The sequence below is a fragment of the Microcoleus sp. N3A4 genome, assembly GCF_036701805.1.
In the GTDB taxonomy this organism is placed as follows: domain Bacteria; phylum Cyanobacteriota; class Cyanobacteriia; order Cyanobacteriales; family Microcoleaceae; genus Microcoleus.
The window spans coordinates 1-12,079 of sequence record NZ_JAUBRJ010000028.1; the positions used below are offsets into that span (position 1 = coordinate 1).

A 12,079-nucleotide genomic window follows, 5' to 3' on the forward strand; every position below is an offset into this window, starting at 1 on the left:
GTCAACTGTCAACTGTCAACTGTCAACTGTCAACTGTCAACTGTCAACTGTCAACTGTCAACTGTCAACTGTCAACTATTTAAACTCTACCTCGGAGCATCTGAGCCATTTCGTTCGGGAACGGCGAGTTCTCTACACAAAGTTCTTCAGTAATCCGACCTTCTTGATAAAGACCGTAGAGCGACTTATTCATCGTCGTCATGCCTTCATAAGTATCTTTGATCATGATTTGATTGATTTCCTCATTCTGCCCCTTCAGAATGTATTCCTTAACCACGTCGGTATTGATCATAACGTCGTGGAAAGCAGCCCGCTTCCCGTCTGTGGTTTTGCACAGCAGTTGAGCAATAATCGCCACTAGGGATTCGGAAATTGAAACCCGTATGGCATCCTGTTCTTCGGCCCCGAACATATCCAGAATCCGGTTCAGGGTCTTAACCGCACTGTTGGTGTGCAGGGTTCCTGCAACTAAGTGACCGGTTTGAGAGGCTTTGAGGGCGATTTCCACCGTCTCTCTGTCCCGAATTTCTCCTACTAGCAGCATATCCGGGTCTTGTCGCAGAGCGCCTTTGAGAGCGCTCATAAACTTGAGGGTGTGCCTGCCGACTTCCCGGTGCTTGATCAAGGATTTTTTGCTTTCGTGTACGAATTCTACCGGGTCTTCGATCGTGATGATGTTGTAGGCTTTATTCTTGTTGATGTAGTCGATCATCGCGGCCAAGGTGGTAGACTTACCCGAACCTGTCGGGCCTGTCACCAAAATCAGGCCTTTGTGGTAGCCGCATATTTTTCTAAAGACCTCCGGCAGTTTCAATTCCTCCATTGTCAATATTTTGGCAGGAATTAGCCGCAGCACCATCGCCGGGCCGGCCAAGGAGTCCATGCAACTGATCCGAATGCGGACGAACCCGAAGTCGAAAGCGCCGTCAAAGTCTAGGGTTTTTTGGAAAATTTCAATTTCTTCATCGCTCATGCACTCCCCCAACCAGCCAAAAAACGTATCTAAATCCGTCGGTGGATAGCCGATGTCGGCAATCTCGCCCCGGGTGCGGAAGCGGGGAACTTCGTTTACTCCGAGGTGAAGGTCGGATACTCCTTCTTCTTTGGCTCGGATGACTAGCTCTTTCAAAGTCGGAACTCCGCCGCTGCTAGAGTTCGGGTTTTTAGGTGTGGCGAAGGATTGGGGTGCTGGTGCGGGCGGCGGTGCGGCAGCGGGCGGCGGTGCGGCAGCGGGCGGCGGTGCGGCAGCGGGCGGCGGTGCTGGCGGCATTCCTGCTGCTCTGGGGGGAATCCCGGGAGCAGGAGGACGGGGCATTCCTGGCGGTGGGGGAGCACCGGGTACGGGCGGGCGAGGAGCTGGCGGATGCTGTTGTGTCATATGCGCTACCTGAAGTTGGTGAGAAGGCTGACTCGAACAGATGATTGGTGGAAGTTGAACAATGCCGATCGCCCGAAGAGCGTCTCTTGCACAAAAGCTTAACTGTTGTTCTCAGTCTATCCCATGAGGGGGTTGTAGTGCTGCACTACTAAGGAAATATTCGGCCAATTGGAGGATGCGATCGCTCTGGCTCTACAATCGAATATGGATTTTCGACATTTTTGGATAAATTTTTTAACCGAAAAAGTTTTCCGCAACCAGGCAGTATAAATTAATACTTTGCCCAACTATTAAGGACTTAAACGGATGAATTCTGTCGATCGGGCTTTTACTCCAGCTTTGGAGTTGGCGGAGTCGATCCGCACCCTGGAAGTGTCGCCTTTAGAAATTGTCAATCTGTACTTGGAACGGATCGAGCGATTAAACCCAGAACTTGGCAGTTATTTTACAGTAACGGCCGATCGGGCGATCGCCGTAGCTAAATCTCAAACCGAACAACTAGCTGGGTTAAACAAGTCACAGGAATTGCCACCTTTTTTCGGAGTGCCGATCGGCATTAAAGACTTGACACCAGTTGCCGGCGTTCCCTGTAGCTACGGCACTCAGGCTTTGCTGGGTAACATCTCTAGCTACAGCGAGTCTGTGGTATGGCGGATCGAAGCAGCGGGATTTAACATTCTGGGCAAAACAGCAACCTCTCAAATTGGCTCATTACCTTACACCGAACCCGAAGGTTTCGGGCCCGCGCGCAATCCCTGGAATTTAGACTATACGCCCGGAGGTTCCAGCGGAGGCTCAGCGGCCGCTGTAGCAGCGGGTTTGTGCGCGATCGCCCAAGGTTCAGACGGCGGCGGTTCGATTCGAGGCCCAGCTTCCTGCTGCGGTTTAGTGGGCATTAAACCCTCGCGGGGGCGAGTTTCCTGGGCACCTGTCGGAGATTACCTCAGCGGCATTTCTGCCAACGGCCCCCTGGCGCGCACTGTAGCTGACGCCGCCGCACTTTTGGATGTGATGTCAGGTTACACAACAGGCGATCCGTACTGGCTACCAGATTCAAATCCGACGTTTTTAGAAGCTTCCACTCAAAAGTTGGGCAAACTGCGAATTGCTTTTTCTACGAGTATTTCCCCTGTGGGTGAGGCGGCGGCTATCTGTGAGCAAGCGGTACTCGAAACCGTAAAATTATTGACTGATTTGGGTCACGATGTCGAACCTGGATGCCCGGATTTTACGGGTTTAATCGAACCGTTTACCGCAATTTGGCAGTCAGGGGCGGCGGCAAGCGGCATTCCAGGCCCTGCTTTAGAACCCATGAATCGCTGGCTGTTAGAAAGAACTATTTCGGCTGGGGAATATTTGCGGGCGGTGAATCAAATGCAGGTGATTTCACGGCGGATTGTGGGATTCTTTGAGAATTTTGACGTGTTAGTTTTGCCGACTTATATGCACTCGCCAATTCGCATCGGCGAGTGGGCGGATTTGAGCTGTGAAGAAACTTTGCAGCGGATTATTAATTGGATTGCTCCTTGTCCGCCGTTTAATGCTAGCGGTTTGCCTGCGATCGCACTTCCTGCCATTTTAGATAACAACGGTTTGCCCGTGGGAATTCAAATTATCGGGCGGCCGGCGGCGGAAGCAACTTTAATTGCTTTAGCGGCGCAGATGGAAGCGGCGAAACCTTTCCCGGTTTTAGATTTTAAATAGGGAACAGCAAGGGATAAAAGCACGTTTACCTTTTTTATGGGTATGCCAAATCAGGACTTGTGCGGGGAACTAGAAATCCGGTTTTTCGCATAAATTTCTATTGACTGTTGACTGTTTGACATTTCAACAATATTGATGCAACGGGAAACGATAGGATTGAGAAAGGGGACAAATTTCAGGTTGAATTCTTGTCAAATATAAGGTACTTCTTAAACTACTTGACTTTTTTTTGAAAAAGTGTACACTATAGTCAAATTGATTTTCTGTAGCTGGAGTATCAAAAAAAATAGCCTATGTTTAAGACAGCAGGACTGTTTGAAGAAAACCCTATTAATGGAAATGTTGCGGGTGTTTCAGCGGAAATACTAGACTTATTCAGTAATTTCGATCGCTTAAATCGGATCGGCCAAAGTGCCGTCGGGGATACCAATGGTTTATTTGATACCAGCTACGATTTGACTCAAAAACCCGATTGGGCGGCTGCTGCGACTGGTAGTGCGATCCTCTACGAGGGCTTCGCTAACGACCTTTTTGAGCCATTCAACAACTTCGGCCTCCAATCGTCAGGAGACGACAATCTTAAATTTGATAGCAGTCTAAAATCCCAGACAGATGCCTCCACTAAAGTTCAGAGAGACGAACTTACAGGGATGGATTTTGCTGTTGGCGATCGTGGTGGCGGGCCAGAGCGGACGCAATCTCAAACTTCTTCCCTATTACCTTCAGAAAAATGGGCTTTTGACTTTAAAGATTATACCATCGACCACCAAGGTTTAAACACCCTAAATATTAAAGTTGGTTACGACTTAAAACCGGGAATTACCGAAAACGAATATCCCGATTTTGTGCCAATTTACCAAAGTATTGATAACTTCTTAATTAACTACCCAAACGAAACAGATTTTTGGGAAATTCTTAACAAAAATTTGACGGAAAAGGTGCTAAATGAAAATCCGGTATTGACAGATGTTACGATTCAACTTGAAGTTTTGCCAACGGAGATATTGCCCTACGATCGCGCCAGTACAGTTTTCCGCAGTCAATCGGACAAAATCACAGAAGATTGGAATTTTTCAGTCAAAGACTACGAAATTAATCACCAAGGATTAAACACGCTAAATCTCGATGTCAATTACCAGTATAAGCCAGGAATTACCCAACAAGAATATCCCGATTTTGTGCCAATTTATCAAAGCATTGATAAGTTTTTAACCGAGTATCCGAACGAAACAGATTTTTGGGAAACTGTCAATAACAACTTGACTCAAAATATCCTCAACGAAAATCCTGCCTTGGCGGCAATTAAGATCGATTTCAACGTTTTGCCAAGCCAAAACTTGCCCTACAACCAAACCAGCAAAGTTACTCGCACTCAACCCAGCAATCCTGAAGGAACTTTCCTAGTTGGCAATAGCAGGGGAAATAATGTACTTCGGTTTGACGGCAATACCGGCAATTATCTAGGCGAATTTATTCCACCGGGAAGCGGCGGTTTGTCCAATCCAGATACGATCGTTTTTGGGCCAGATGGCAATGGCGATGATAAGTCGGACATTTACGTTAGTAGCGGCGACAAGCCCGGAAATTCTGGAGAACCGACAGCATCTGCGGTATTGCGGTATGACGGAATTACTGGCGCATTTATTGACAAGTTTGTCGGCGATAATCCGAACACGGCGGCCGATGAAACTGGCGGATTGTTTCGCCCTTACGGTTTAGCTTTTGGCCCTGACGGTAATTTTTATGTCAGCAGTTTTTTGAGCGACCAAATTCTCCGATATAACGGCAAAACAGGACAGTTTATTGATGTATTTGCTTCGGGAAATCAGCAAGCGGGAGGATTGAATGGCCCGAACGGTTTACTGTTTGCTCCTGACGGCAATTTGTACGTGACAACGGAGGGGAGTGTTGCGAGCAACGGTAAAGCGGATTTTAGCGCAAGTTTCCCCAGTCAGGTGCTGCGTTACAACCCGCAAACCGGGCAGTCAAGTATCTTTGCTTCGCCCGATCCTTCGCCTCGGAGTCAGGGATTTGCAAGTCTTTTGGGAATGGCAATCGGGCCCGCTGACGGCGACCTTTATGTCAGCGATTTTGCTAACGATATCAGGCGCTACAATTTAAAAAGTGGGGAATTGGTCAAGGTTTTATCTACCAATTATACTGATACTTCGCCCAGTAGCAATTATGTAGGTAGTTTGGCCTTTTCGCCGATCGGCAATTTGTTTGCAGTTGGCTTTGACAACCGCGCCAATGCTAACGGTGCCGGCGCTGTTTTGCGGTACAATGGCAAGACTGACGAACCGCTGCCAATATCGGGAAATCCTAGGTCTAGTAACAGTTCTATTTTTGTCCCTCCCGACAGCAAGCTACAGCGTCCAATAGGAATTGCTTTCTTTCCGTCCGATGCTCAACTGACTCAGAAATGGAATTTTACATTTGCAAATTACCCAATTAATCATCAAGGGTTAAACAACCTGAATATTGATGTAAATTATAAGTACAAAGACGGGATTCAAAATTATCAGTATCCTGATTTTGTGCCGATTTACAAGAGCATTGACAATTTTTTAGTCAACTACCCCAACGAAACAGATTTTTGGGAAATTGTTAACAAAAATGTGACCGAAAAAGTGCTTGCTGACAATCCGGCAATTTCGTCTGTGACGGTTAATTTGGACGTTTTACCGACGAACCAATTGCCTTACGAGCGCAGCAGTACCGTTACTCGCACTCAAGATGGTAAATTAGGCGAAGCGTGGGATTTCAAGATTCCTAATTACTCGATCGATCACCAGGGTTTGAATAACCTCAATATTGATGTCAAATATCAGTACAAACCAGGAATTACGCAGGATGAGTATCCAGACTTTGTGCCGATTTACAAAAGCATCGACAATTTCTTGACTAATTATCCAAATGAAACGGATTTCTGGGAAATTCTTAATAAGAGTTTGACGCAAAAGCTGCTAGCCGAAAATCCGGCTTTGGATTCGTTGCAAATTAATCTGGAGGTTTTGCCGACTAACAGATTGCCTTACGATCGAGCTAGTATTGTGTCGGTCGCTTAGCCTATCATTGAAAATTAGATGGAAAAATCTTGACAACAAATACATACTTAGCTACCGTAATGGTACGGTTAAGTACGTTGCGTAGAACCCGGGTTGTTTCTCGTCCAAGACTAACCCATTTAAATTGTCTGTTGTGGTGAAAAACTCGGTTTAATTCAGAAACCCGGTTTCTGAATTAGACCGAGTTTGCCAAGCTCCATCTGGGGATATAGGTCTGTGTTCCCCTGCATTTGATACCTAAATAGTGGTGGACGCAAATAGGAGCGAAAACCAGGTTTCGGCGTTAACGTCGATCGCTCACAACCTGTTATTTTGACTCTTAAGCGGGTTTTTTTGCATCCAAAACTCAAAAAGATAGTTTTTTGATCGGAGTTCGTGATGCACCCAATTTCTAGTCATCAAACCCATATTTTACCAACAAATCGGGTTTCTCCCGCCCAGTCCTACTTATTAATAATAATGCTGTAAATTATGGAGAATACCTCTTTAGATTGATAGATATTTTGATTATTTTATTTTAAAAATGGTAGCAGTGCGCTGCCAATATTGAGGGAAAAATTTTTATGTTAACTTCCGGGCCGATTACCGCTCCCGTTCCCGTTTTCCTGGTTCTTTTAGCAATCATGCTACTTGCGCCGCTGTTATTTGAACGCTTGCGACTACCGGGAATAGTCGGTTTAATTATTGCTGGCGTAATTGTCGGCCCCAACGGTCTAAATTTGCTGCAGCGGGACGCTACTATTGTTTTGTTAGGTACTGTAGGATTGCTGTTTTTGATGTTCCTAGCGGGACTGGAAACTAGCCTCGACGACCTCAAACTCAATGCGGACAAAGCTGTCATATTTGGGCTGGCTACTTTTTCGCTACCGATGATATTGGGGACGGGAGCGATGCTGCTGTTGGGATATAGCTGGCTGGCTTCAATTTTAGTCGCTTCTTGTTTTGCTACGCACACGCTTTTAGCGCTGCCAATTCTCACCAAATTGGGCTTGATGCGAACTCAGACTATTACTACGACTTTGGGCGGGACTTTAATTACGAATGTGTTGGGGCTGTTGGTACTGGCAATTGTTGTCAAAGCTTTTAAAGGAAATCTCACTCTCGATTTTTGGCTGGTTCTCATTCCATCTCTTGCTATCTACACTTTTGGTACTTTGTGGGGAGTTCCCAAAATCGGTCGCTGGTTTTTCAAGAAATTCGGACATGACGAAAATGCCGAGTTTATATTTGTATTGGCTACCCTATTTCTAGTTTCTTACGCAGCAGAGTTGATTGAAATTGAGGCAATTATTGGTGCATTTCTATCGGGAATTGCAATTACTCAAATTATTCCCAAAATGAGTCCGCTGATGAATCGGATTGAGTTTATTGGCAATACGTTGTTTGTGCCCTTTTTTCTGATTTCTGTGGGGATGTTAATTGACCCGCTAATTTTGGTGAAGCAGCCGCAGTCTTTGTTGGTGGCAGCGGTAATGATTTTAGCAGAGGTGGCGAGCAAGTTTTTGGCAGCTTGGCTACCGGGGAAATTATTTGGTTTTGAGTTTCCCAACATTATGGTAATGTTCGGTCTTTCTGTTGCTCAAGCTGCTTCTACTTTGGCGGCGATTACGGTTGCTTTTGACATTAAATTGGTCGATCGCGTAACGGTGAACGGCATCATTGCCATGATTTTAGTAACTTGTGTCGCTTCTCCTTGGATTGTATCTCGGTGGGGTCAAGAAATGCAGCCGCCGGGGTCGAGTTTGCCGGCTGCTACTTCGGGAAAGAATTCATGGGGAGATCGAGTTTTAGTGCCTGTTGCCAATCCGAATACGGAAGATAATTTGCTGCGTTTGGCTTTGATTTTAGCAAAAAGCTCTCAGGGAACTTTGCTGCCGCTGCATATATTGTCCGATCGCGGGGAAGCAATTTCACCGGCAGATAAAATGCAGCAAACTCAACTTTTGACGGCTGCGGAAACTGTGGCCCATGCTGCTGCTTGTGCGGTTGAACCGATCGCGAGGATAGATGATGCGATCGATCGCGGAATTCTGCGGAGTGCAACCGAACGCGAGGCTAGTTTAATAGTTTGCGGTTGGAAGGGATTTTCCACGACTCGCGACAATTTTTTTGGCAGCATCATTGACAATGTGGTAAGGCGATCGCCCGTACCCGTACTGATTGCTAGATTTCCCGATCCTATCCAGAATACAGCCAGAATTATTTTGGCGGTAACTGACAGCGAGTTGACTCGGTTTGGATTTCAGGAAACCGTGGATATTGCTAAGAGTTTGGCAGAGGAACTCAAGGCGACTTTGCAAGTGGTGTTGGTGACAACAAAACGGGAAAAAAGCAACAAAAGTGCGGCGGAGGTAGAAATTCTTTCTGAGATACCGGTAAATCGGGTGCGGGGAAATTTTATCAAGCTAGTTTCGCAGCAGTTGTTAGAACACGATTTGCTGATTTTAACAACACTTTCTCAGCAACAGACATTGTGGGAACAACCGGGAACTCTCAAAGAACCGGAAGCGATCGCTCGGGCTCACCCTGATATTTCCATGCTGGTTGTTTATTTTCCTGTATCTTGAGGAATATTTTAACCGCAGATTGCGTTCTGAATCTGCGGTTTATATTTTAGGGCTAAAGCCAACTGGCAAATTAAACAAAGGTAAGTAATCGGACACAATTAATTACATCAAGCCTTTTGAAGAGGCAAGGTTTTTAGGCGGTATTTTGGGTAATTAATTGTGTCCTACTACTTATGTAGTTGCGCTTTAGCGCTCTTTCTTAGCTTAGGAAAGAGCGCTGAAGCGCAACTACATACCTAAAATTTAAGCCCTATTTGTGACAATTGTGTAAGTCTTATATAGCAATCCTCGCATCAGCAGCCTCTCTCGATCGAGACCAGAATCCTTGCAGTGCGAGCCAGAAAGCTCGCGTATAATGCCAGCAAATCATTGAGGATTGCTATAGTTGCGCTTTAGCGCTCTTTCTTAGCTTAGGAAAGAGCGCTGAAGCGCAACTACATACCTAAAATTTAAGCCCTATTTGTGACAATTGTGTAAGTCTTATATTTAATCCTAATCCAACGGAATTGCTACCAAAATTTCCGCACCTTGGCGCGGTTCGGAAATACACTAGATCCCTCTTTTCACTCGCGAAGTTTGTATTTTTTGGGCTGCCGATTAAAAAATCCTTCAACTCATCATCATTAGCACCCGCACAAGAATTGTACTTAGGTACGGAATGTGCGATCGACAAGTAAATATGCGTAGAGGCTTTGCCGATCGCACTCCCGCAAACTAATTTCGATCGCACATCGAACTAGATAATTTCTCGGTATCTGGGAGAATTTTGAGAATATGGTGATGTATCCCTTCTAGTTCAATAAGGTAAAAATGAGCATCAGACAAAATTTCAGATGGTTTTCGTCGCTGGCGAGTGTTTTGGGTACGATCGCGATCGGCACTTTCAGCGCTGTGACATCCCCTGTAAAAGCGGCAGAAACGATTGTTGTCCGCAAAGGTATTTTACAATCGTCAATATCCGTTGCGGATTTGCGCGAACTCGCAGAAACAGGAAAAGTCCCCGCCAGACTGCAAGCTTACGCCAATCTCCTGTCCTCCGAACAGCGGAGTCAAATCTTTGGAGCGCTGCAAGCGAAAATACCCCTAAATGTAGTCGGCCTGAGCAACTTGCTAAATACGGGCATCGGCACTGCGATCCTGACGGATTTGACTACAGTCATACCCAGGCGCGACGGTGCGGGTGTGGAAGCGCTGCGAGCGGCTCTGGTGCTGGGATCGAACGCGCCGGAAGGCTTATCTGTATTGAGTTTCATTGAATCTTATCCGAGCTCGCGGGTAGTGGTGGATCTCGATCGAGCTTTCGCAGTTTTGGGAAATTTGAACGCAGGTTTTTGGCAAACTCAGCGGTTTATGGCGGCGATCGCACCTCAGTTAGCAGCGGCTAAACCGGCGCTGAACCTGCCTTTGGACGCGAGCCAGCCCGGCCCTAATTCCGTGCGGGTACTAAAGCTAGATTTGAACGATAGCACCCGCAATCGGCGCATTCCGGTTGATGTGTACTGGTCGATAGCTGCGACAGCCGACAAACCGACGATCGTCTTTTCTCACGGTTTGGGTTCTGTCCGCACGGATTTGCGATACTTAGCCGAGCATTTGGCGTCTCACGGCTATGTGGTAGCAGCTTTAGAACATCCGGGAAGCAACGAGACAAACACCAATGCTGCGATCGCGGGTAAGTCTCGCTTGTTAGCTCCTCAAGAGTTTTTAGACCGTCCCAAAGACATCAGTTTTGTGCTCGACGAACTGGCAAAATTGAACCAAACTGATGATAACTTGCAGGGGAAAATCGCGATCGACCGATCGGTAATTATTGGCTATTCTTTCGGCGGCGCTACAGCCTTGTCCTTGGCCGGTGCCGAACTGCAATTGAGCGGACTCAAACAAAGGTGTCAGGGGGATTTGATTGGGTTCAGCTTGGGCGAAGGCATTCAGTGCGCCGCGGCCGCATTGCCCGAAGAACGGTATCAATTGCGGGATGCCAGGATTAAAAGGGCGATCGCCATGAATCCTACCACATCATTATTGTTTGGAGAAACGGGCTTAAGTAAAATTAAGATTCCCACATTAATAGTAGCATCTTCTGCGGACAAAACAACTCCTGCCTTAGCCGAACAAATTGCCGGCTTCCCAAAAATTCCATCTCCCAAATGGCTAGTCGGTTTTGTAGGAGGAACCCACTTAAGTGTCAAAGATCCGAGTACAACTTTAGACCAAGTTCGCAGACCGAGCACAGTAATTACCGGCGATGAAGTTGTCGGCGACCAAGCTGTTAGCATACGCAATTATATTAAAGCTGTAAGTTTAGCCACCGCCGCTCAACTGACTGCTGAAGCTGATAAATATGCAGTCTTTCTAACGCCCGAATACGCGCAATTTGCTTCGACTAACGCAATTCCGGTGCGGCTGGTAACAGAAATTCCCCCTGAAACTAATGCAGTTATCCAAACTTTCATTCAAGGAAATAAGTAGTGATTAGTCATTAGTCATTAGTCATTAGTCATTAGTCATTAAGTAATATGATGTCCGGTCGATTCCCTCCGCTTCGCTTCGCCCGAAATTAGGGGCGGGTTCACCAACAATATCTGCCAACAATCTCCAATCTCAAAAACCCGCCCCGGCCGGGATATTATCGTCAATCGATCGGACATGATATAATATCAAATCCGGTGACATCGGAATTGATATTACCCACAGTCAGGACACCGCGCCGTGCCGTTTTCCTACAATTAATCGGGCGATGGTTACATCTTTCATCGAAGAAAATTGATGATTTTGGGGTAGGGAAACGGCACGGCCGTGTCCGAGATTGCTGAGGTCTATTTTTATTCTTGAGCCGTTGCTGATATTTTTTGTCTGTGGCAGGGCAAAATATAACAAAGCGCTTTCACAAACTCTACTCCCAAACTGCCATGCCTAAAAAAAATCTTATCCCGCTGTTGCTGCTGTTTGTAGTGCTGTTTACCCTTTACGGTGACACTTTAACTTTTCTCCCCAAACCTGTAAGAGATACTAGCGTGGCAAGTCGAAAGTTCTTCGTCGGGTTGTGGCCATCGTGGGTGAAGCCGCAAGATTCAAACAAGCAAAGGGATAAGGAGATTGAGAACTTGGAAAAAAGCCCGAATCCCAGTCGATAGTTTTGAGCTACCAGCGAGAAACTCGGTTTCTCTAACAATACTTAGCAATTTTCTTGTAGGTTGGGTTAAGCGAAGCAAACCCTACGCTTCGCTTCGCCCAACAGTACGATTTTAGATTTTGGATTTGAGATTAGAGATTTTTTATCCAATCTCTAATCTGTAATCGATTAAACTTGAGATTAGAGATTTTCTTCTAAGCGGTAAGGCGCGCAGTGCCCACCCTATATA

At 46.3% G+C, this 12,079-nt stretch carries 6 protein-coding genes; 5 read left to right on the forward strand and 1 reads right to left on the reverse strand.

Annotated features, from left to right (window positions below; genetic code table 11):
• Positions 1 to 79: 79 nt before the first annotated feature.
• Positions 80 to 1,378, reverse strand: a complete 1,299-nt coding sequence (locus QUA56_RS17375; protein ID WP_333359727.1) for a type IV pilus twitching motility protein PilT — start codon at positions 1,376 to 1,378, stop codon at positions 80 to 82.
• Between the two features lie 306 nt (positions 1,379 to 1,684).
• On the opposite strand from QUA56_RS17375, the gene QUA56_RS17380 reads away from it, so the two are divergent.
• The 5 genes from QUA56_RS17380 (at position 1,685) to QUA56_RS17400 (ending at position 11,851) form a co-directional block, all read left to right on the forward strand.
• Positions 1,685 to 3,082 carry an amidase gene (locus QUA56_RS17380; protein WP_333359729.1) on the forward strand — a complete coding sequence of 466 codons (1,398 nt, stop codon included), beginning with the start codon at positions 1,685 to 1,687 and terminating at the stop codon, positions 3,080 to 3,082.
• 293 nt (positions 3,083 to 3,375) lie between these two features.
• Positions 3,376 to 6,150, forward strand: a complete 2,775-nt coding sequence (locus tag QUA56_RS17385) for an NHL repeat-containing protein (protein WP_333359731.1) — start codon at positions 3,376 to 3,378, stop codon at positions 6,148 to 6,150.
• Between the two features lie 563 nt (positions 6,151 to 6,713).
• Positions 6,714 to 8,717 carry a cation:proton antiporter domain-containing protein gene (locus QUA56_RS17390; protein ID WP_333359733.1) on the forward strand — a complete coding sequence of 668 codons (2,004 nt, stop codon included), beginning with the start codon at positions 6,714 to 6,716 and terminating at the stop codon, positions 8,715 to 8,717.
• A gap of 810 nt (positions 8,718 to 9,527) precedes the next feature.
• On the forward strand, positions 9,528 to 11,186 hold the full coding sequence (locus QUA56_RS17395) for an alpha/beta hydrolase (protein WP_333359735.1): 1,659 nt from the start codon (positions 9,528 to 9,530) through the stop codon (positions 11,184 to 11,186).
• Positions 11,187 to 11,626: 440 nt separating this feature from the next.
• A complete protein-coding gene (locus tag QUA56_RS17400; RefSeq protein WP_333359737.1) occupies positions 11,627 to 11,851 on the forward strand; it encodes a hypothetical protein in 225 nt (74 codons plus the stop codon).
• Positions 11,852 to 12,079: the final 228 nt, after the last annotated feature.